Annotated in this window: 13 protein-coding genes; 2 read left to right on the top strand and 11 right to left on the bottom strand. The window is 50.3% G+C overall.

The window, feature by feature from the left end; genetic code table 11:
* Positions 1-214: 214 nt before the first annotated feature.
* The 3 genes from dnaK to hrcA form a co-directional block, all read right to left on the bottom strand.
* A complete protein-coding gene (dnaK, locus tag SE18_RS00110) occupies positions 215-2,071 on the bottom strand; it encodes a molecular chaperone DnaK (RefSeq protein WP_054532381.1) in 1,857 nt (618 codons plus the stop codon).
* 94 nt (positions 2,072-2,165) lie between these two features.
* On the bottom strand, positions 2,166-2,681 hold the full coding sequence (locus SE18_RS00105; RefSeq protein ID WP_054532380.1) for a nucleotide exchange factor GrpE: 516 nt from the start codon (positions 2,679-2,681) through the stop codon (positions 2,166-2,168).
* A gap of 56 nt (positions 2,682-2,737) precedes the next feature.
* Entirely contained in the window at positions 2,738-3,802 is a 1,065-nt protein-coding gene (hrcA, locus tag SE18_RS00100) for a heat-inducible transcriptional repressor HrcA (protein ID WP_054532379.1), read from the bottom strand.
* Positions 3,803-4,222: 420 nt separating this feature from the next.
* Here hrcA and SE18_RS00095 point away from each other — a divergent pair, with 420 nt between their 5' ends.
* Positions 4,223-7,276, top strand: coding sequence for a M4 family metallopeptidase (locus tag SE18_RS00095; protein ID WP_054532378.1), 3,054 nt, complete (start codon positions 4,223-4,225; stop codon positions 7,274-7,276).
* Between the two features lie 53 nt (positions 7,277-7,329).
* On the opposite strand, the gene SE18_RS00090 is transcribed toward SE18_RS00095, so the two are convergent.
* The 8 genes from SE18_RS00090 to SE18_RS00055 form a co-directional block, all read right to left on the bottom strand.
* Positions 7,330-7,701, bottom strand: a complete 372-nt coding sequence (locus SE18_RS00090) for a hypothetical protein (protein ID WP_054532377.1) — start codon at positions 7,699-7,701, stop codon at positions 7,330-7,332.
* Between the two features lie 3 nt (positions 7,702-7,704).
* Positions 7,705-8,817, bottom strand: coding sequence for a hypothetical protein (locus SE18_RS00085; protein ID WP_054532376.1), 1,113 nt, complete (start codon positions 8,815-8,817; stop codon positions 7,705-7,707).
* Positions 8,818-8,837: 20 nt separating this feature from the next.
* Positions 8,838-11,231: a hypothetical protein gene (locus SE18_RS00080; RefSeq protein WP_054532375.1), complete on the bottom strand. Its 2,394-nt coding sequence runs from the start codon at positions 11,229-11,231 to the stop codon at positions 8,838-8,840.
* A gap of 81 nt (positions 11,232-11,312) precedes the next feature.
* Entirely contained in the window at positions 11,313-12,875 is a 1,563-nt protein-coding gene (locus SE18_RS00075; protein ID WP_054532374.1) for a hypothetical protein, read from the bottom strand.
* A 187-nt stretch (positions 12,876-13,062) separates the two neighbouring features.
* The gene (locus tag SE18_RS00070; protein ID WP_054532373.1) at positions 13,063-14,514 is read right to left on the bottom strand and encodes a hypothetical protein; all 1,452 of its coding nucleotides are present in this window, start codon (positions 14,512-14,514) and stop codon (positions 13,063-13,065) included.
* Positions 14,515-14,723: 209 nt separating this feature from the next.
* Positions 14,724-17,414 (bottom strand): hypothetical protein, encoded by a 2,691-nt coding sequence (locus SE18_RS00065; protein WP_054532372.1) that lies wholly within the window; start codon positions 17,412-17,414, stop codon positions 14,724-14,726.
* A gap of 114 nt (positions 17,415-17,528) precedes the next feature.
* Positions 17,529-20,213 (bottom strand): hypothetical protein, encoded by a 2,685-nt coding sequence (locus SE18_RS00060; protein ID WP_054532371.1) that lies wholly within the window; start codon positions 20,211-20,213, stop codon positions 17,529-17,531.
* Between the two features lie 203 nt (positions 20,214-20,416).
* The gene (locus tag SE18_RS00055; protein ID WP_054532370.1) at positions 20,417-21,331 is read right to left on the bottom strand and encodes a PIG-L family deacetylase; all 915 of its coding nucleotides are present in this window, start codon (positions 21,329-21,331) and stop codon (positions 20,417-20,419) included.
* Positions 21,332-21,522: 191 nt separating this feature from the next.
* Between SE18_RS00055 and SE18_RS26610 the strand changes: the two genes are divergently transcribed.
* On the top strand, positions 21,523-23,901 hold the full coding sequence (locus SE18_RS26610) for a PAS domain S-box protein (RefSeq protein WP_160319450.1): 2,379 nt from the start codon (positions 21,523-21,525) through the stop codon (positions 23,899-23,901).
* Positions 23,902-23,922: the final 21 nt, after the last annotated feature.

Genomic DNA, 23,922 nt, shown 5'->3' with positions numbered 1-23,922 from the left:
GTAGAAGGATGAAGGACGAGGGATGAATTATGAAACCCTCAAAGCTTCATACCTTGGTTAATCTTGTAGAAGGATGAAGGATGAGGGATGAATTATGAACATCCCCATCATTCACATTTTTGCTAGATTAAAAAACTTATTCAAATCAGTTAATAGTGTTCCTTATCGCTCATCCTCCCTTTTCATCCCTCATCCTTCATAATTCATAATTTCGTTAGAGTTCCACTTCGTCGGCATTGCCTTGTTCTTGGCTGGGGGCTTCTGGCTCGATGCCAAAATCGGGCGCTGGCTTGAGCCGTTGCATTGCTACGCTCAATTCAGCAGTACGATTGTTGATCGTTTCCATATCGTCGCCATCAAGCACCGCCCGCAGGGCCGCAATTCGATCTTCGACCGTGTTGCGCGCTGTGTAATCAACATTCTCATCTGCTTCGCGCAGCATGCGATCGGCGGCGTAGATTACGCCATCTGCTTTATTGCGGGTTGCAATTTGATCACGGCGGCGTGCATCACTATCGGCGTGATCTTCAGCATCACGAATCATCGAGGCAATTTCTTCATCGTTCAAGCCCGACGATGGCGTGATCGTGATTTTTTGCTCTTTATTGGTTGCTTTATCGGTCGCGCTGACGTTGACAATCCCGTTGGCATCAATATCAAAAATAACTTCAATTTGCGGCACGCCACGCGGCGCGGCAGGAATGCCATCGAGGGTAAAGCGGGCCAATGATTTATTATGCCGGGCTTCGGCGCGCTCACCTTGCAACACATGAATTTCGACGCTATTTTGGTTGTCGCTCGCGGTTGAGAAAATTTGCGAGCGCTTGGTCGGAATCGTCGTGTTGCGATCAATTAATGGTGTCATCACGCCGCCATAGGTTTCGATGCCCAAGGTCAATGGCGTTACGTCAAGCAAGAGCACATCGGTCACATCGCCCGAAAGCACACCAGCCTGAATTGCCGCGCCAATCGCCACCACTTCATCAGGATTCACGCCCTTGTGTGGGTCTTTGCCAAAGAATTTTTTGACGGCAGCTTGCACAGCTGGCATCCGGGTTTGGCCACCAACCAAAATCACTTCATCAACTTCGCTGGCCTTCAAACCAGCATCTTGCAAGGCAAGTTTGATTGGCTTGAGCGTGCGTTCGACCAAATCGCCAGTCAACTGCTCAAGTTTGGCGCGGGTCAAGGTCGTGTTCAAGTGTTTGGGGCCGCTGGCATCGGCACTGATAAATGGCAGCGAAATATCGGTTTGCAACACGCTCGAAAGCTCTTGTTTGGCCTTTTCGGCAGCTTCTTTCAAGCGTTGCAAGGCCATACGGTCGCTGCGCAAATCGATATTATTTTCGCGCTGAAACTCGCTTGCCAGCCAATCGATAATCTTTTGATCGAAATCATCGCCGCCGAGGTGGGTATCGCCGTTGGTTGCCCGAACCTCGAACACCCCATCGCCAAGCTCCAAAATTGAAACGTCGAAGGTGCCGCCACCAAGGTCATAGACGACAATTAATTCGTTGGTGTTGCGATCCAAGCCATAGGCCAAGGCGCTAGCGGTTGGCTCGTTGATGATGCGCAATACTTCGAGGCCAGCAATTTTGCCAGCATCTTTGGTCGCTTGGCGCTGCGAATCATCAAAATAGGCTGGAACCGTAATGACTGCTTGGGTGACAGGCTCGCCCAAATAGGCTTCAGCATCTGCTTTGAGCTTTTGCAAAATCATGGCCGAAACTTCTTGGGGCGAATAATCGCGACCGCCCATCAAGACCCGTGCATCGCCATTGGGCGCGCTGGTCATGCGATAGGGAATCAGATCCTTGTCGCGTTGAACGCTAGGATGATCTAATTTACGGCCAATAAAGCGTTTGACCGAATAAATTGTATTTTCGGGATTGGTGACCGATTGGCGCTTGGCCACCAAGCCAACCGTGCGTTCACCGTTTTTGCTCAAGGCGACAATTGAAGGCGTGGTGCGTGCGCCTTCGGCGTTGGGAATCACCACCGCCTCGCCACCTTCCATGACCGCAACCACTGAATTGGTTGTTCCAAGGTCAATACCGATCACTTTACCCATATAGTTATTGCTCCACAGACAGCGACAAAGCATCGCTAAGCGACAGCCACAAACGGCAGCGATGCCACTTAAACGATGCTTTGCCTAGGTGCTCCTACTTGCCGACTTTGACGACCGTTGGACGCAAGACCCGTTCGCCGAGCTTGTAGCCGCGGCGTAATTCGGCCACGACTTTGTTGGATTGGGCTTCGTCGCCTTCTTCAAACATAATTGCTTCGTGAACATTGGGGTCGAATTCTTCATCAACGGCGGGAATTGGTTGCAGGCCAGCGCCCTCAAGCACCGTTTCAAATTTACGTTGTACTTGTTTAACGCCGCCAATCCACTGATTGTTTTCAATTTCAGCAGGAATTTGGCCCATCGCCAAGAGCAGGTCGTCGAGCACTGGAAGCAATTTCAACATCAAACCAGCGCTAGCATTGCGAATCAACTCCTCGCGTTCGCTTTCGGTGCGGCGTTTGTAATTTTTGAAATCAGCAATTGCGCGCATCCAGTTGGTTTTATGTTCTTCAACTTCGCGTTCGAGCGTGGCGATCCGTTCGTTCAGGCTTTCTGGATCGCCTTGAGGATTGGTATCGTCAGTTGATTGTGCTTGCACTTCTTCCGTCATGAGAACTCCATACCTCCGTAAAGATCAAACAGTATTAATTCAGCCTAGTCATGCGACTATTCTGTTGGTTCTATTTTGCGTTCGCCGTATAAATCGCCCATCAGATCGCTCATGACCCCAGCGATATAGCGCACGCTGGAAATTGAGCGCGGATAGGCCATGCGGCGCGGCCCTAAAACCCCAACCACCCCAGCAACATCGCCGTTGACTCCGTAGCGCGAAAGAATCACGCTATAATCGCGCAACTCATCGCGGCTATGCTCGCCGCCAATAATTACCTGCACGCCATCGGAGGCCAACGCTTGGGGAATGAGCGATTCGAGCATCGTGCCGCCTTCGAGAATCGAAAGCACCTCGCGCACCCGCGTCACCTGGCCAAACTCTGGCTGATGCAGCATTTCGAGCAAGCCATCGTGATGAATTAATTCGTTGACATGCTCCTCGAATTGTTGCATTGCCCGCGCCACGCTCTCGATCACCAGCACTTCAAAACTGCTGAGCGGTGGCTGAGCCACAGGCTGCGTTAGCGCGAGGGCCGTAATCACCCTGGCCGAAGCTTCATGACAAAGCTCATTAATCCGGCCAGCGATTCTGCTAAGCTGCTCTTGGGTGGTGTTGGGGTCGGCGGGCAGCGTTTGTTGCTTAACCGAGCCTTCGTGCAACACCAAAACCATCAACACCAAAGCATCGTTGATCGCGATCAATTCAATATGTTTAAAGCGACTTTCATAGGCACGCGGCGGGGTAACCACGGCTGCGGTTTGGGCAGTTCGAGCCAAAACCGCTGCTGCCAAATGAATCCATTGGTTCAATTCCGAGCGGATTTGATAGAACTGATGTTGGATCATGCGCTGTTCTTGGGTGGAAAGCGCCGCCCGATCCATCAAATTTTCGACAAAGAAGCGATAGCCAGCATCGGTGGGCAAGCGCCCAGCCGACGTGTGCAAATGGGTCAAAAGGCCAGCATCTTCTAAGGCTGCCATTTCGTTGCGAACAGTTGCTGAGCTAACCCCTAAACTCCGCGCAAGATCTTGCGAGGCGACAGGCGTTGCCGTATCGATATATTGTTGGATAACCGCCTTAAGCACCCGTCGTCGCCGCTCATTGAGTTCTAGATTCATCGCTCACCTCGCTTTAGCACTCTTGGCCGCCGAGTGCTAACTCGGTAAGTTATAAGATTGGCGTGCTCGCCGCACGCCGCTGAATATTGTAACACGCCGCGAAAGAGCTAGCAACGGGGCTGGACTAGCTCTTACATCGCTCTAACATTCAGCCAATTCAGACCAGTTGCGACTTAATCTCAAAAATTGGCCCAATTTTCGATAGATCTCTATCATAAGAACTATGCACATTTTGCCCAGAATCGGCTATAATCGCCAAACGCTATTGCAATATGATCATCAAGTGCTATGAGGAGGGTACAAATCTGGGTCGGGGAGAAACTCTGCTGATTGAGGAGCAGGTAGCATCTGGGGGGTCTGGCAACTCTCCTTATAGCGTGATGCTGAATGTCAATAGTTTTTAGTGTGTAAGGAAGGTCTATGCGTTCGATGCGTGTGCTGCGTTTGCTAGCAGCATTAATTGTGGTGAGCATGCTTCCATTGAGCCGAAGCAATGCCCAAACTCCAACCACCAATTCACCAATCAATCGCTTGCTCAACCAAGGAGCTAAGCTTGCCCGCCACAGCCAAACTGGCTATGTGCGTTGGATTGGCGCGGCAGCAGGCACAACCCTTGATCAGCCAGCCGGCCTGAATCGGGCTGATACGCTGAATGTTGCCAACGCCTATCTGGCCGAATATGGCAGCTTATTTGGCTTAGCGCAAGCAAGCGATGCAGCAGTTGTCAAAACGACCACCACCCAAGACGGTCGCCAAGTTGTGCGTTATCAACAACGCTACCAAGGCGTGCCAGTGGTTGCTGGCGAATTGCAAGTGCAATTGAACCAAGCAGGCGAATTGCTGAGCATGAATGGCGAGGTGTTGCCAAATCTCAATCTGAGCACCAGCGCCAAACTGAGCCAAGCTACCGCCAACAGCACAGCCCAAAACTATGTTGCCGCCAAATACGATGCCAACGTTGCCAACTTGAATGTGCGCAAAAGCGAGCTTTCAATTTACAACCCAGCCTTGTTGGGTGGCACTGGCGTTCAAAAAAATAGCTTAGTTTGGTTGGTCACGATTGAATCAACCAGCAGCGAGCCAATTCGCGAGTATGTGTTTGTCAATGCCCAGTCGGGCGAGATTAGCTTAGCCTTCAACCAAATTGGCTATGCCAAAAATCGCTTCGTCTGCGACGACGACAACGTGGTTGATAACGACAACACGCCCAATAACAACTGTGATGAAGCCAGCGAATATGTGCGGGTTGAAAACTCAGCTGCCAGTGGCGATGCAGATATTGATGCCGCCTATGATTATTCGGGCGATACCTACGACTTCTTCAACTTGTTCTTTGGCCGCAACAGCATCGACAACAACGGTATGAGCTTGATTTCATTGGTCAAGCACTGCCCACCTGGCGCTGGCTGTCCTTATGGCAACGCCTTCTGGAATGGCCGCCAAATGACCTATGGTGAAGGTTTTGCTGCTGCCGACGACGTGGTTGCCCACGAATTGTCGCACGGCGTAACCGAATATACCTCAAACCTGTTCTACTACTTCCAATCAGGCGCAATCAACGAAGCTATGTCGGATATCTTCGGCGAATTCATGGATCAAACCAATGGTAGCGCCGACGATGATGCAAGTACTCGTTGGATTATGGGCGAAGATTTGGGCGGCTTGCGTGATATGCAAGACCCACCGCAAGGCGGCCAGCCTGATAGCATGCTCAGCCCATTGTATGTGCTTGACGCAAGTTTGGCTGATAATGGTGGCGTGCACACCAACAGCGGGATTGCCAACAAGGCTGCCTATCTGTTGACCGATGGCGACAGCTTCAACGGCCAAACGATCAACTCGATTGGTATCACCAAAACTGCCCATTTATTCTATGAAACCCAAATTAGCTCGTTGACTTCGGGCAGCGACTATGCTGATTTAGCGTCGGCCTTGCGCCAAGCGTGTAGCAGCCTGACTGGCAATCATGGGATTACGGCAGCTGATTGTGCTGAAGTTAATAAGACCATTTTGGCCACCGAAATGGATTTACAGCCAACCAACGCGCCAGCACCTGACATCAAGGCATGTAGCCCTGGCCAAACCCAAGTTAATGTTTTCGCCGATGATTTTGAAGCCTTGCCAAACACCAAATGGACTTCAAGCGCCTTGAGCGGTAGCAACGAAAGCTGGACGACCAATCCAGCCCAAATTGTTGGCGCCTATGCAACCAGCGGCAGTGGTTCGGCAACCAACTACAATGGCGTGTATGGTGTAAACCAAGATGTTGAAGAATCGGCCTTCAGCCAAAATGCAGCTGTGACGGTTCCAGCCAATGGCTTTGCCTACTTCCGCCATGCCTACGATTTCTATGCCCCAATCGATGCAGGCGTAGTTGAATATAGCACCAACAACGGCAACAGCTGGCAATCAGCAGCAGGCTTGTTTAGCTACAACGGGCCAAACAACATCGCTGAAGGCGGCGAATTTGCAGGCGAGCAAGCCTATGTTGGCAACAGCAATGGCTACACCGCTAGCCGCTTAAATCTCTCAAGTTTGGCTGGCCAATCAGTACGCTTCCGCTTCAAAGTGGCGCTTGGCGACAACCCAACCCCAAGCCGCTCGGTCACTTGGTCAATTGACGATTTCGCAATCTACAGCTGTAGCGGCGCAGTAACTCCAGCAGCTCCAAGCTTGTTCGTAACCAGCGATGTTTTGGCCCAACAAGGCAAAATCAGCAGTGCTGTCATTGGCACGGCCTCTGATGATATTGATTTGGCTGGTTCGTTGGCCGTGAGCGTTGCTGGCGCCCCAGCAGGCTTGAACGTCAACATCGCCAACCAAGCAGGGATCTTAAAAGCGACGGTCAATTGTGCTTGTGCCACCGAAGTTGGCAGTTACCCAATTACCGTAACCGTCCGCGACAGCGGCAATCGCACCGCCAGCCAAGTGTTCAATGTTGAAGTTGAAACCGCTGGCCAAAGCGTGATTGATGGTGGCTTTGAGCGCGGCGAGGGCTGGGAAGCCTTCTCAAGCTCGTTTGGCGACGTTTCACCACCATTGTGTTTCTTGCCTGGCTGTGCTGGCGAGCCACGCACAGGCAATAGCTGGTTGCGCTTTGGTGCACGCGCTGGCAGCACCGAAACCGCGTTTGCAGAGCAAACCTTCACCTCAACCGCGAGCGATGCAACGCTTGAATTCTATCTTTCGATCTATGAGCATAATGGCCGTGGCACGCAAGATTACGTCAAGCTTACCATTGATGGTGAAGAAGTGTTCCGTGTCACCGATGCAAACACCGAATACGACAATGGCTATGCCAAAGTAACGATTCCATTGACCGACCTTGAATCAGGCGCGCATGTCTTGCGCTTCGATTCAGTCAATAATTCGACTGCGGAGATCATTCGCTTTAGCATTGACGACATCAGTTTGATTACTGAAACCAATCAATGCCGTGGCGTTGGCGTGTATCTGCCAGCCGTCACCAAATAACGATTAACTTCAAAGCTCCAGCTTGGCTTAGGCTAAGCTGGAGCTTTTGGTTTTTAGCGCCCAAATGCCGTCACTGCGCGCTGGCTCAATAGTTCAGCTGGCAGCGGAAACTGGGCAGTAATTTGGCCATGCACCCACTGCTGAATCAAATTGCCAGCAACCCCAACCAATACCAGCGTTTCAGCATCGGCGCTAACAACCGCATGATTATGCAATGGCAACTCATCAGTCCATTCCAAGGCGCCAGTTGCGGCGGCATAAACCCGATATTGCTTGCTGAGCAAGGGCTGCTGCACACTGCGTTGCCACCACAAGCGCGTGCCAGCAGCCGACCAACCGACAATTGGAGTGGTGGTTATCATTGGCCCACTTGGTTGTTGATCAAGCAGCTGCCATGTTTGGCTAGCATGATCGTAACACCGCATAACTTACTCAGGCCAAAGCCATAATCTTCCAATACCTTCACCAAATTGTTGGTGCAGATCGAGCAATGTATGCTGCTGCGTAGCAGGATGCCATAGCTCAACAAAGTTGGCCATTGTGCTTTGTGTTTCATAGGTATACCAATAGCCAGCTTGATAGCTAGGAACGAGGTTAATCCCTAGCTCAGAATGATAGTCTTCGAGTAATTGACCTGTTTTGAGGCTATAGATTTGCCAATGATTATGTGGCGGATACCCATACCCAAACGCAACTTGATCGAGGTTGGGTGCAACCATAATATTAAGAGGATCGAGCGCTAACGCTGGTGAAAGCTCAATACTTCGAATTAGTAAGCCATCAAGCGCATTCAACTCAATTACGGTTTGGTGATTGGCGAGCACAAAGAGTCGTTGTTGGCTCGATGTGACTAAACCTTCAACGCTGGCAAAGGTTAAGTTGTGGTTGCGTGGTGCATACAGCCAAAGCTGATCACTATTGTGCGGTTGAAACCAAAAATCGCCAGTTGCGCTAAGCCAGCCTGATCTAATTGTCGAAACTTTTGTGAGGATTGTTTGCTCTAAAACAATCCCGTCACTTAATCGCACATGAAGCCAACCCATCGGCAGATCAAGTATTTTGCCACGCCGTCCATACACAATGTAGATTCCTTGAGCATCCTGATCAAGAGTAACGAATGGATCAAGCGAGCCAAAGAAATCGGGCGCGGCCACCTCCCACACGATCTTATTCTCTTCAAGATCAAACAAACACAGTGTTTCATACTTAAAGCAAATCATCGTTGAGGTGTTTGGAATCGCAGCAACCAGCCATGGTTCATACAAACGTTGGGCCGTTAATGTACCAGTTGTGGTTAGCCATGCATAATGCTTATCAAGCTGAGTTCCAAGCCGAGTTATCTTCACCAACACTCGTTCATTGGCTGGCACACTCAAGGCTTGGGTTGGGGTGGCAATTGGCAGGGTTGGGCGAGCTTGAGCAGCAGACGGCGCGGTTGGCGTGGCTTGGCTAACGGCGGTTGGTGTGGGCTGTTGCGCTTGGCAATTGCACAACAACCCAACCACCAAGCCGAGCAAAACCATTCGATATACTTTTTGCATAGCCTTCTCCCTTGCTGGTCCTATGGTTGCGGATACACATATTCAACAGTTGATGATCGTGATGAATAAATTGACTCTAAATCAGCAACTTTGGCCAACGGCAACCAGTGTTGATTGATACGCTCTAAAACATACAATTCATTGAGCGTATCCAAGATTAAGCGCTCGCCAAACCAATCGCTTTTGGTCAAATTGAACAAATCAGCCACGAGCAGCGAATGACCAATTTGGCCGTTGCGGCTCAGCGTATCCAAGCGAGAATTAATCATTTGATTCTCGGCAAGCAAGTAGGATTGACTATCGCCCGACCACGTACCTCGAAAACTCTTAGTTTGCGGCCGGCGCAGCAATTCTAAGCCCGTTGCACTATCGAACAGCATCAGCGTGCCATAGCGCAAGGGATAGGTTCGCTCAAACAGCATAATCGTCTGGCCAGCGGGCGCTATCTCAATTTCAAGGGCTTTGCTGGCACTGGTTGGCATAAGCAAATGCGCAATCCCGTGCAGGGTTGAATAGCTGTAGAGCTGATCTTTGTGATTTTGATAGACGACTGTTGGCGAGCCAACCGTATACCAAAGCTGCTCCACATCAGTCGAATCGAGCAAATTTGTGCCTTCGGCTGGCTCATTAAATGTGGTTTGCCACACCAAGTAGCGGTCATCACCAGAGTTTGAAGTACGACCCACAATCGTCACCTGCTGCCCATACAAATAGATAGGCGTTAAGTAGGTTGCTGCGGGCAATGCAGCAAAAACCCTTTTATAGCCAGTTTGGAGATCAACAGCCAGGCAACGATTAACCCGTGAATTGGCGCTCTCATCGAAATGATAGCTGTAGCAGAGCACCACACTTTGATTATCTGGCGCGCTGACTCCCGCAAAATCACTTAAACTTTTGGCTTCTGCTGGCTCTAACTCAAGCGTCATTGTGGTTTGGGTGGTTGGGTCAAAAATCTGCAAGGCTTGCTCTGCATGCTCGATCAGCAATGGTGGAGCATTCTGCCGTACAATGCTATAGCTATTTGCTTGTTGCACGACGCCACGCACATCTTCAGCCCAAAGTTGCTTGATCTCGCTGCCATTATTGACCAAGGCCAAGGGTTGATCGGCGACTGATGCAGCAAGCGGGGCATTCTCTAGCAGCGTTACCCGTATGGGTTCTAAGCGGGGAGTATTGACGCTGGGCAAGAGAGTTAACTTAGGAATGAGGGCAAAACTGCTATATTCTGGCTGAACTGCTTCAGGTTGATGGGCCAGTTCAGTAATTTGGGTTTGGTTGGTTGATAGATCAATCGTTTCGAAGCTACCAGTGCGATTGAGCAGAATGAGACGTTGATCATCGAGAAAGCGAATCAACTGACTAATATCGTAGCTACTGGTATGGGTTCTTTCATAGACTAAGTGGCGTTGCCAAAAGCCAAGCCCATTGCCAGCCCGATCGTAGGCGAAAATACGCTGGATCAAATTCATGCTTGAATTATCGGAGCTGTTAACAACCGCGACCACGTAGTTGAGGTCGGGCGAAACCAGCATTTCCTGAATACTATTGGCGCGGGGTAGATGTGAAAATTCAGTTTGGTTGAGCGTTTGGCGCTTGAGCAAATCGATTTCGCTGACCATGCCCGAACCAAAAACCAAGGCCCGCTGCCCATCGGCTGCCACCGCAGCAAACTCAAGTTGGCTAAACCATGGTTCGGCAAAGCCTTCACTGGCCGCATCAAAGCCAAACAATTGGCCATCGGCCAAAAGCCATGGGCCAACAGCGGTTGGCAATATTTTTGGTTGTTGGCGCAGCAATGGCGCTTGATATTGGCGCAATTCTAGGCCACTCTGGCTATCAAGCCCGCGCAACCGCACCGTCGCAGGCTGAAACGGATCATTGGTGGCCTGCTTTTCAAGCAACCAAACTACATTCATAAACGGATCGCGAACCACATCCAAAATTGTGGTTTCACGTTGGGCTTGTTGGCTATAAATTGGCAATTGCCACAAACGCCGATCATCACGCAGCGAACGGGCTTCCAGCCAAACATAATTGCGACTCAACAGCACTTCCCGCTCACGATCGATGGTGATTGTCACATCCCAATCTCCAAGCCTGCCTCGCATTTCTGGCTGATTAACGCCATCCCAGATCGTAAGCTCAGACCCACTCCCAACCAACACGAGTTGCTGCTCGCCCAGATCAAGCGTCTTGCTGGCGGGAAGCGGCTGGCTCGGTTGCGGCTGGGTTGCAATACTCGGGGTTACAATTGCTTCAGCAACCACCGTGGCAGTTGGCACGGGCGCTGGTGGCGCTGGGGTTTGGGCCGCCAAAATCATGGCGATTAATAAACCAACCCCTGCCATCACTGGCAAGCTTTGCCAGCGCCGACCTGAACCACCAATTTTGGCGCGCTGCGAATGCTCTTCCATTATCAATACCTCTCATGGTTGCCCTTGTTTGAGCACACTATCGAACCTTCCAACAAGCATAGCAAACTCTGTAGAATTTGCTTAGCGAGGATACACAAATAAAAGATTAAGCTGGTTGATCGGGGCATCCTTGATTCGCCATTCTAACTGCCAAGCTTGATCATTCCAGCGATATTGCTCAAGCCGATCACTTTCATAATGATCGATCAAGATAGTTTTGCCATCGTTGAGCAGGGCGAGTGGATAGCCCGAATCGCTACCTGAATCAACAAAATAGCCGCTAATCGTTAAACTTGGTTGGCGGGTATTGTAAATATTCAGCTGATTTGCTGGCGTTCGATACAGCAACCAATCAGCATTAGCAGACCACTCAAAGCGCATTGCATATTCCTGATTGGCAGCCAAACGAAACCAGCGCTGGCTGGCTAAATGATAGAGCGCAGGATAGACTTGGGTGCTCTGGGCTGCGGGCAGCATCACTGCAAAACTCTCGCCATCAGGCGCAAAACTAATTTGATCCAGACCGAGGAGGGGCATTTCAAGCTCAACAAACTGCTCGGTCGTTAAATCAACGACCCGCAACAGCATGCCATTTGGATGGGGTAATGAATAGAGCAACCAGCGTTGATTGGGCGCTACCAGCACCTCACCAGCATAATGGGTATCGGTTGCAGCATCAAAGCCAACGGCCAATGGTATCTCAAGCATTTTTTCGGCCTGAAGTTCAGGTGCCACCTGTAAGCGCCACAGATCTCTGGTTTTGCGTTGCTCGTTGAAAAAATAGGCATGATCGCCTTGCCAGGCAAGCAAGCGTGCCCATTTTAACTCTGGCCAGGCCAACGAATCAGCCACAACCTGCAATTCACCAGTTTGTATGTTGAGCGTCGCTACTTGAATTGAGCCAATAAATCGATCAGTTGCAAAGAGGTCTTGTTGGGTTTTAATCAAAAGTTGCTGCTGATTGCTGCTGAGCACAAGCTCAAAATCGCGCACATCCACAGGCTTGGCAAACTGCCATTGAAACCATTGGGCATTGAGCGAATCGGTAAGCTGCATGCTATTTGGCTCAGACTGTTGCAACAAGACTGGTGGCTGATCATAGCGCTGCACAGTTATAACCACATGCTCTGCCACCAGATAGGCTTGACGATTGGTATCAATTTGTTGCACCATATCGCCCTCACCATTCATCACCGCGCTGATTAAGCCAATAAATTGAGGCGTAGCAGGCACACTGGTTGGCAGAGGAGTTGGCTTTAAGGCGAGAGCTGTCGCAGTCTGAAGATAGTCCAGATCATCAGGCTGCATATCTTCAGCCGCTGGAGTTGCAACCGCCAAGGTTGGCACGCTGGTTAGGGTTGGCAGGATCGTTGCGGGCACAGATGCAGCTTCGCTCATGTTCGGCACAGTTGCCATAATAAGCGGAATTGGCTGAATCGGCGTAGTGGTCAGCTGCGCTTGCGAATCGAGCGCTTGCCAACGCCCACCAGCAAGCGCCGTTAGGGTAGGGTTCGAGACTAATGGCGCGGTGGTTTGGGCCACCACAATCAGCGTGATCAATAAACCAAGGCCTGCGATCACGATCAGCAAAGACCATTTGCGCCATGAACGACCAATTTTGGCACGCTGCGAATGCTTTTCCATCTGCAATCCTCTCAATATATGCACTATTACTCACTGTGTTAGCTGGAATACATATAGCTCACCCTGCTGCTAGGCGTGGGTTCGAGTTAGATGCACCAAGCAAGCTCCCATTCAGCATCGGTTAACGCGAATTGGGCGAATTGGTTGGCGGCGCAAGCGGCGCAGGCGGTGCCAAAGAGTCAAGCAACTAATGTGGCGTGGGCGTTGGGTCGACTATTGCGTGAAACTCTGGGCCTAAAGGCGCAACTGCCGACCCAACAACTTCGCCCAGCCAATAAATCTGTTGGGTATGCGCTTCAATCGGAGCTACGAAACTCTCAGTTGTGGCGGTTGAGCTATTCCAGCGATATACCAACGAGTGGTAAAAAAGCAATTCTACGCTGGTCGGCGCTTCAAGCCATTGGTCAGCAATGCTTGCTGGGTAAAATAGGGTAGATGAATTCTGAAAGCGCTGTGTTTGCAGTTCGCCATCGGTCAATCGATAGACTGAATAGTAGTTCCGCTGTTGATCAATATCGACTGCCTGTTCATTCGGATCACTGCCAACCAGCAGCATGGTTTGATCAAGCGCCAAGCTGCTATTGAAAATCACGCCCTTGATCGGCTGCTTTAAACGCACGCTGCGCTCGGCCCCAGTTGCCCAATTGATCAAACCAAGCTCGTTGCTTGCGCGAAAAATAGCCAATTCGGTTTGTTGACCATTGCCCATAAGCTGGTTGTTGTAGCTCATGCCAAAGCGGGTCTGAATGTTGGTTGCTGGGTCTAAACGATAGAGTTCGCGCTGCTGGACAAACCAAATCTGGCCAGTAGCAGTCACCACTGGCGCACTATCAGGTACAAACTGAAAATCGTTACTTGGCGCCAACTCCCGACCATCAGCCAAGGCCAAATAACTTAAGTGCCAAAGATTATGCTGTTCGCCTTGCTCAAGCACATAAATGCCAGTTTTGGCTTGATCAAGCGCCAACATGCCGCCCAATGTGGGGGCTAATGAGGAGCGCCAGTGCTCACGCTTGCTCAGCAAATCGATTGCAATCAGTTGCCGATTGCGGGGAATCAGCAAGGTTTGCTGGGCTGGCAAAATCGCAACCAAGCCCTCGCTATTGGCATCAATCGCAGCAATTGGCACTAACTGATTGGGATCAGCACGGTTCAAATACACCTGCGAGCCAGCAGTATCGCGATTGATCAGATAGATATGGCGCTCAAGCGCAGGCTCGGGAATTGCGGTTACAGTTGGTAATGGCGAAGCATTGGCAAACATATCACGGGTTGCCACCGCCAGCGGAACAGCAGCTGGCTTAGTTGGTTCGGGCTTAATCAACTCGGGGTCGAGCGTAGCTAGCGGGCCAAATTGGTTGATTGGCAGCGCTGTGCGAGCTTGTGTTGCAAGGGTTGCCATGGGTGTTGTGCTTGGAAACAGCACAATCGTGGCAGTCGCGCTTGGTTTGGGGCTGGGCGAGGCGGCAAGCGCCACGGCTGTTGGCTGGTTGGTAGGGCTAGGTTGGGCTTGATCAACAGGGCTTAAACCAAACAGCAACCCGACAAGTACGCCAAGCCCAATCAGTGCGCCGCTTAGCAGCCAAACCCACCAACGGCGCAGTCCATTGCGAGCCTTGGCGGCAGAACGATCGTCCATCAGCAAACCCTCTCACTCGTGTTTGATCATGGGGAATAGTATGATCCAGCCTAGCGCAAGCAGCATGGGTTGCACAATGATAGCAAACTGATGCCAAGCTGAGCCACGCAATGCAGGGCCACAAACAAACGATTTTAACGCTACGCCCATACCAACCCGACTTTCGCATTTAGGAGGAGTCGGGTTGGCAGGATCAATAGCATATGTGCCTAACGGGGATAAAGATAAGAAATTGCTTCAGGATTGCTAATTGGGGAATCAATGCGCCAATCACTCTGCCATGCTTGGCCGTTCCAAGTACGCTGCTCAAGGTTTGGTTGCAAGAAATGGGTAACGAGCAATGTTTTACCATCGTTATCCAAGGCCAATGGCTGGGTGCGAAAAGCCAGCTCTGTACGAAAGACCTGGCTTGGTTGTTGAGCATCATAGACAGCCATCAGGGTTTCTTGGCTCTTGGTACTAAGTTTGACCAACAACCAGTGTCCATCAGGCGACCACAAAAACGGTAACTTGTGCTTATAACCGTTACTACTAAGATCGAGCTGATACCAGCGTTGCTGCTCAAGCTGGTATAACGCGGGATACTCGGCTGCTCGATCAGCTGTTGGCAGCATAAAAGCAAAACTATTGCCATCAGGCGAAAAGCTTAGCTCATTAATATCCATCAAGGGCAAAGCAATATCATGACTGCGTTGATTAACTACATCGAGCGCGCGCAATACCATTGTTTTATTAGCAGCTGCAAGGGGATACAGCAACCAACGTTGATTAGGCGAGACATACACTTTAGCCTGAAGCGCACTGTCTACATCAGGAATGTTGGCCACAATTGCTGGGATTTCAGCAATTTTTTCTGCTTGAAATGGAGGCCCGAGTTGTGCCCGCCAAAGCCTAATTGATTTTCCTTCGTTCCATTGATTAAAATAAACTGTATCACCATACCATGCGATTGGTGCAGACCCGATTAAATGTTGCCATGTGTGCGAATCGGCCAGCACATTCCATGCGCCTGTTTGAGTATTGATTTGCACTAATTGGGTTGGCTCAGTAAATTGGTCGTCTTTGCGCAGATCTTTGTGCACCACCGCCACCATGCTTTGATAAGTTGGGTCAAGAATGATCGGGATATACGTTTCTGCATTGATCGGAGCCTCAAATTGCCAAACTACTGTTTGTAGCGTTGCGCCATCGACCAAACGCCATGTATCTGATGTAGGACGTTGCAGCAAGAGAGGTGGTTGATTGTAGCGAGGAAACTCATACCTAAAATCCTCTAAAAGCACCTCAAGTGATTGATCCGTATTGAAGCGTTGCAATGTTTCCCCCCCACCTAGTCGCTCGCTAAGAAGGACAATTGGCTGGGTGCTTGGCGGCTCAATTGTGGGCAACGGTGATGAGCGATCATACGACACCTCAAGGGGCCGTGGGGTAACTGCTGTCTGAAGCTCTATGCTCACTGGATTAATCGGTGCCCCAGTAAATTCGCCCATCCACGCAGCCCTAACCTTACTCCAAATTACTGGCCCAACGACTTCGATCACTTGATTAGTTGCCACATTCCAACGCAGCAATCTCGATTGTTCGCTATGAGCATCAAGTTGCTCAATCATCCATTGATCAGCGATCAAGGTTGGGTAGAACAAGGAAGCAGCACCAATATTTCTAGTCGCAATTAAGGTGCCATTATCCAGATTATAGGCCGAAAGCAGGGAATCGCGCTTAGCAAGCTCATTGCTATTGGGCACAATGCTTCTAACAAGCAAAATACGTTGATCGTCTGAAAAGCTGGCCTGCGTCATCCCTCCCTGAAACGGCGGATTTAATGGCACCTGCCGCTCATTGCCAGTCGCCCAATCGATCAGGCTCAACGTGGTTGAAGTCCGCAATACCGCTAAAAGCGGGTGGTGGCCATTACCAATAATTTGAGGATGCTTGACTAAACCGAAACTCCGTTTGGTTGTAGTCAATGGATCAAACTGAACGAGCGTTCCTTTTTCAACCTTCCAAATTTTGCCATCACTTGTTATGTTGAATGGACCGAGGGATAAGTTCAGCTGTTTTGGTGCAGTGAGGGTTTTACCATCGTGAATCGCCAAATGCCTCCATTGCCAATGTCGATCTTGATTGTTACGATACACTAGGTAGATACCCGTTCCAGCCTGATCAAGGATGAGGCTTTTGCTAGAGGAATTAATTGTTTTTTCCAATAATTCATATGTCCAACGTGGTTGCCCAGTAAGAAGATCAATTGCAAGCAAGGTTTGATTACGCGGAATGAACAAGGTTTGTTGTTTGGGCAGCAGCAGCGTCAAGGGTCTGGCAGATTTATCAGCAGTAACAATCGGGATCAATTGATCCGCCTCAATACGGACTAATTGAGATTGATTCGGCGTACTATGAATCAGCGCATAGCTATGCACGACTTCAGCTACCATAGGCAATGAGGTTGAGGTTGGGATGGGAGTGGGGCTTTGCGCTACCACGGGCACAGTTGCGCTGGCTGGCGGTGGCATAGTTGCTGTCGGAAAATCAATTACGGGCACAACTGTTGGCAACAGCATTGGATCATTTGGCATGCTGTTTGGATCAACTGTCAAAGCTAGGACTGAAGGTTGTACACTCAACTCTGGCCGCACAGGCAAATCGCTGCTTGGCGGTAGCTCGCTCAGCAACGTTGTTGGAAATGGTGAATCAGCCATAGTCGGGATAGCCTGCATGCTTGGCGTTGGCGAGCTAAGCAAGGCCACCGCACTCACTGCAATATGGGCTTCATCAAGCCTATTTGGCATGAATGTGAGCACCAGCATCAAGCCAATTAAGCCCAGCGCACCTACCACCGGCAGCACCCGCCACCAATTGCGATCCCTACTTAGTTTTACCCGTTCTCGTTGTGGTTGCATCAGCATTACTCCTCTCTCTTCAAACCTGATTGGCTATCGGCTTTTAGCTCTTGGCTTCATACTTAATCCCTGATCCCCGACCCCTGAACTCTCGCCACCAACACCGGTACTCAATCAACGGGGATACACATAATAAATCTCTTCGGAAAGGCCAACATCCTCGCTAATACGCCAATCAATCTGCAATGCTTGGCCATTCCAGCTGAGTTGCTCAAGGCTTGGTTGCCACAAATGTTGGGCGAGCAGCGTTTTGCCATCGTTATACAAGGCGACTGGTTCTTTGAGGGGATCGCGCTGTGTACTAAATACGAGGCTTGGCTGTTGGGCGTTATAAACGCCGAGCCGTTGTTCGCGGCTAATAGTTGCAAAATCCAGCAACAACCAATGCCCATCAGGCGACCATAAAAATGGGCTTTCGCCACTCTCGAAATACTCGCCTGAATCTAGTTGATACCAGCGTTGCTGCTCAAACTGGTATAAGGCCGGAGCACTCCTCCCCTCAGCTGTTGGCAACATAAAAGCAAAGCTATTGCCTTCGGGCGAAAAACTGAGATCATCGGCTGCTAAGGGCATCAAGGGCAGCGCAATATCGTGGCTTTGCTGCTTAACCAAATCAAGCACCCGCAGCACCATGGTTTTATTGGCAGTAGCCAGCGGGTAGATTAGCCAACGTTGGTTGGGCGAAACATATACGCGGGCCAGAATCGCACTGCTCACATCAGGAATGTTGGCCACAATTGCTGGAATTTCAGCGATTTTTTCTGCTTGAAATGGCGGCCCAAGCTGCACCCGCCAGAGCAGTTGGGGGTTTTTGCTGGCTTGCAGAAAATAGATGCTATCGCCTTGCCAAGCAAGCGGCGTAGACCATTTCAATTCTGGCCAGCTGCGTGAATCGGCGAGCACATTCCATGCGCCAGTTTGGGTATTAATTTGCAGCAGTTGGCTTGCCCCAGTAAATTGATCGTTGCTGCGCAGATCTTGGCCCACCAGCGCCACCATGCTTTGATAATTTGGCGCAAGGATGCTGTTGATAAAACTTTCGTCGCTCAAAATCTTTTCAAATTCCCATTCGACCGTTTGCTGGCTCACCAGATCAACCAATTGCCATGTTTTTGATTTGGGATGGTGCAGCACTAAGGGCGGCTGATTATAACGCTCAAACAGCTTAGCGCCTTCCTCAACCAGAACGTCAAGCGTTTGATCAGACGATAGCCGTTGCAAGCGCAAATCCGTGCCAAGTCGATCGCCAAAAATTGCCACTGGCTCAATGCTTGGGGGCTGAATCGTTGGCAAATTCGGCTGATCATACATTGGCACTATGGTTGGTAATGGCGTAACCGCCGCTTGATAGTCGCTATTTGGCAGATTAATCGCTGGGCCTGCTAGATCACCCAGCCATACAATGCCATGATCGCCCCAAACTGAAGCCGGAACAACCTCAGTCAAGCTATTGGTTGCGACATTCCATCGGCTCACCAACCGTTGCTCACGCTCCCAATCGGAGCTAGAGATTAACCATTGATCAGCGGTTATGCCAGGGTAGATTGAGCTAAGATTGGCAACTTCGCTAATCCCAAGCAATTGCCCAGTTTGCAGGTTGTAGACCGAACTAAGATAAACATCATCAGCACGTGGATCATCACTGCTCACAATGCTCTCAACCACCAAGGTTTGTTGGTCATTCGAGAACGTGGCGCTAAATAGATTGCCATGAAACGGCGGATTTAATGCTACTTGCTGCTCGTTGCCACTTGCCCAATCGATCAGGCTCACACTGGTTGAAGCCCGAAACACACCCAAGAATGGTTGCGTGCCATCACCAGTAATGGAATTAATCCTAAGTGCACCAAAATCACGTTTTGTCATGGTTCTGGGGTCAAATTGAAACAGTTGATCATCGTCGATACCCCAAATCTTGCCATCGCTGGTCATGGTATGGCTATGGCCTGGAAGGGGCAATGAGCTTGGACCGTCCAGTAGTTGACCATCCTGAATCGCGAGATGGCTCCACGTCCAACGTGCATCATCGCTACTTTGATCAAGCACATAGACCCCGCTACCAGTATTGTCGATCGTCAGCCTACTTTTACGATCATACGGTTTTTTAGGCAATAATTGCATACTCCAACGTGGCTGGCCCGTTTTGAGATCAATTGCAACTAAGTTTTGGTTGCGCGGCAACAGCAAAGTTTGTTGCTCAGGCAACAGCGCCATAAAGCTTGCTGCATACTCATCGACGGTCGCAATTGGCACAAAGTCTGTGGCCTCAAGCAGTACCAATTGATATTGTGCTGTATCAGCACGCACAATAATTGCATAGCTATGAATTTGGCCAACAGGCGTAGGTTGCGCAGTTAACGTTGGCAGCGTCGTGGGCGTTTGAAGCACAATCGTTGCTGCTGGAATCATCGTGGTTGGTTGTTCAATGATGGGCACGATCGTTGGCAACAACTCGGCATCATGCAGATCCTTGGTTGGAACGCTGGTGAATGCCGGTTCAATCGTCGCTAAACGAACCTCGCCTGGGTCTGCTGGCAAAACTTGGATTGGCGGCGCTGATTTCTCTGGTTGCCACGCAGGAAACGGCGCAGCAATCAAGGTCGGGCTTGGCTGAATACTTGGCGTTGGCGAGCCAAGCAAGGCCACGACGCTTGGTTCAAGGTTGGCATCATCAAGCCTACTTGGCATGAATGTGAGCACCAGCATGAAGCCAATTAAGCCCAGCGCCCCAAGCACTGGCAGCAAACGCCACCAATTGCGATCTTTGCCCAGTTTCACTCGTTCCCGTTGTGGTTGCATCAGAATTGCTCCTCTCTATTCAATCATGAATGGCTATTGGCACTAGGCTTTTGGCTATTGGAATAGCATGGGCGGCCGATCCTCGACCCCTCGTTTTGAAACCACGAAGGGCGCGAAGATCGCAAAGGCTTTGGGCTTTTGACTTCTGACTTCTGACTTTTGACTTTTGATGTTCTATGCTCTCTGTTCTATGCTCTTCATCATTACAATCCTTCAAACAAATCGTGCTCGTGGCCGTTTGGCGCTGGTACAACCCGGCTAAATTGCTCGCGGCCAAGAAAGCGCTGGCGCAGCAAACGGGGAAGTTTGAGGCTCAGCGCCATTTGACCAAATTGACTGCGATGGGCCTGCCAAGCAGCAACTTTTTGGTCAATCACGCTTGAGCAATCGACGCTGGCAGTTGGCAGATTGACCGCATCCAAAATCTTTACAAAATCAACATCACCATTGTTGCCGCCCTTACGCGGGTCGCGGCCAGAAAGTCGCCATGCCCGTACCATCAATTTAATCATCAAGGGATTAAAGGTCGAGTAATAGAGTTTGCGCGGAGTCCAAGTAGGCAAGCCAGCATCAAGTTGTTCGGGCAACCACGAGCCAGCGCCAGCTCGCTCAAAGGCCATATGGGTTGCATGATGAATTGCAATATGATCGGGATGGCCATAGCCGCCATATTCATTAAAGGTAATCACAACCTGCGGTTGGATTGCCCGAATTGCGGCGGTTATTTTGGCCGCAACTGCTTCGACTGGGGCTTGCACCAAGGCTGCGGGATGCTCGTTGGCGGGCGTGTTCGCCATGCCCGAATCACGATAATTTAAAAAATGATAGGCGGCCAAACCCATTGCATTAGCTGCATCGCCCAACTCGGTTGCCCGCAAGGTAGCAATATCGCCATAGCCATGCAACAAACTTTGGTCAACATCGCCAGCCTCGCCACGGGTGGCACAAACATAATGCACGCTAACCCCGTGATGGGCATAATAGGCAATCGTGCCAGCGTTACCAAAACTCTCGTCGTCGGGGTGAGCATAAACAAACAGCAAGCGGCGGGTCATTGGCGCAGTATTCAGCCAATGCGATTCAATCCCATAAGCGCGCAGATCGCGTGGAAAATGCATGGGAGCGTTCCTCACACAAACAATAGCTATGGTCGGACGCTTTGGGCGGTTTGTCAAGCAGGCAGATTCGACTTCGCCTTATACCAAGCCTATAGTATACTTAAGCTACGCTGTTCTCCAACGAACCTAGCTTCATTCCGGCCCAACATTGCTCAATCACGCTAGTTTACGTTCATTCTATGGTGAGAGTTATGCATTGGCGCTCGTTGATTCCACGCACATTAAGCGATGCTCAAGCACGCCAACAGTTATTGCTGGTGATGCTTAGGGGTGTCTTTTTTGTTTTTACGCCCGTCCAAATTCTGTTAAGTTTGATGCAGGCAAATATTAGCTGGCCCCGCCTAGCAATCATTGCAGTAGTCAACCTGATCTGCGTTTGGCTCTGGAGTTTGGTCAAACACGACCACCTTAATCTGGCAGCCAAGCTGTTTGTTGGCTTATTTTGGCTGGTGTTTAGCGGTTTGATGCTCAGCACTGGCGGAATTAGCTCGCCTGCGATCATCGCCTATTTTTTCGTTATTTTCGCTGCCAGCTTTTTGCTCAGCGAACGGGCTAGCTTACTGGTTGCCATGCTCAGTTTAGGTGTAACCTTAGCCGCCGTGGTGCTCGAAACCAAGCAACTGCTGCCAAAGTCATTAATTGTTTATACGCCATTTTCGCGCTGGCTCAGCTATAGTTTTTACTTTGGCTTGATGCTGGTTTTTCAAATTGTCAGTGGGCGATTGGTTTATAACGCCTTGCAAAAAGCCCAAACTGAGTTGACTGAACGCCAACGAATCGAAGCTGAATTACGCCATTCTGAAGCACAATATCGCTTACTATTTGAGACGATTCCCTTAGGCATTGGCATGGCCAAAATCGATGGCACGGTCATCGCAGTCAATCCTACCGGCAGCCAGATGTTGGGCTATCAGCACGCAGAATTTATGCAGTTTAAGCTCGAAAATTTGTATGCCAATCCCCAAGAACGCAGCACCCTGCTGCAGGCGGCAAAACAAACAGGCAAGGTTCGTGATTATGAAATGGCCTTTAAACATCGCGATGGCCACATAGTTTGGACTTTGGTTAATATTGATCTTCAACCAATCAATGGCGAAATGGTGACAATCGCCACCCTCCGCGATATAACCACCCAACGCGCTGCCGAACAAGCGTTGCGCACCAACGAGGCGCGCTTTCGCGCAATGTTTGAGCATGCAGCGATCGGGATTGTTTTAATTGATAGCAATGGGATGGCCTTCCGCGCTAACCCGACCGCCTGCATGTTGCTGAATCTTAACGAACGCGAGCTGCAACAAGTGCCATTTATCAATTTTACCCATCCCGATGATCGGCAATTTGAAATGAACTTAAACCAAGAGTTGCTTGCTGGGCAATGCGATTCGTATCAAATTGAAAAGCGCTTTTTACGCTCCGATGGTGGGATTGTTTGGGGGCGTTTGTGTGCCTCGTTGGTACAAGATAGCGACGACCAGCCACTCTTTACAATCGCCATGATCGAAGATCTTAGCTCGTACAAGGCAACCCGTGAGCAGCTTGACCTGCAAATGCAAACGCTCACCGCGCTCTACTATAGCTCGCAACGCTTAACCACCAAGCTCAAAGTTGAAGAATTGGCCCGCGATGTTGCTGATAGCTGTGTCAATATCTTTGGCGCGCAACGGGCTTGGCTTACGCTCAATCAAAGTGATCAACTGCTTGACCAAACCAATCATAACAAAACCCATCTACCAAACATCCAAATTGAAATAGAAGCAGTCGAGCCGCTTGATGACAGCATTAGCCAAACCATGGCTTTTCCCTTGGTCAGCCATAATCACACCTTCGGCATGCTCAATTTGCAAAGCAACCAAGCAGATTTCTTTCAAGCTGAGCGCAACGATATGCTGCAAACCTATGCCAGCCAAGTTGCCGCCGCCTTGGATAATGCCCTGCTCTTCCAGCATTTGCAACAAATCAATCATGAAGTTACTAGCGCCTACGATATGACGATCGAAGGCTGGTCGCGGGCCTTGGATCTGCGCGATCACGAGACTGAAGGCCATACCCAGCGCGTGACGTGGATGACCGAACAGCTCGCAGCGGCTATGGGCAAATTCAGCGCAGAGGAATTAATTCATGTGCGGCGCGGCGCGTTGCTCCACGATATTGGCAAAATGGGCGTGCCCGATGCAATTTTGCACAAACCAGGCCCGCTCGATGATGACGAATGGGTGATTATGCGCCGCCATCCAGTCTATGCTTACCAGTTGCTAGCGCCAATTCTCTACTTGCAAGGCTCGCTCGATATTCCCCATTATCATCATGAACGATGGGATGGCACGGGCTATCCCAAGGGCTTGCAAGCAGAAGCTATTCCATTGGCGGCGCGAGTATTTGCTGTGGTCGATGTTTGGGATGCGTTGCGCTCTGATCGTCCATATCGCAAAGGCTGGTCGGATCAGCGAATTATGGAATATCTGGCGACTGAGTCGGGCAAACATTTTGATCCAATGGTGGTTGAGGTATTTTTGCAATTGCTCAAAACCATGAGCGTTGCCGAGGTGCGCAACCCAGTCAGCGAGCAATGAAAAACAGGCGAGCTAGCAAAC

It is taken from the genome of Herpetosiphon geysericola, from assembly GCF_001306135.1.
Lineage (GTDB): Bacteria > Chloroflexota > Chloroflexia > Chloroflexales > Herpetosiphonaceae > Herpetosiphon > Herpetosiphon geysericola.
The sequence above is the reverse complement of the archived record's forward strand: the minus strand, read 5'-3'. Positions and strand labels throughout refer to the sequence as shown.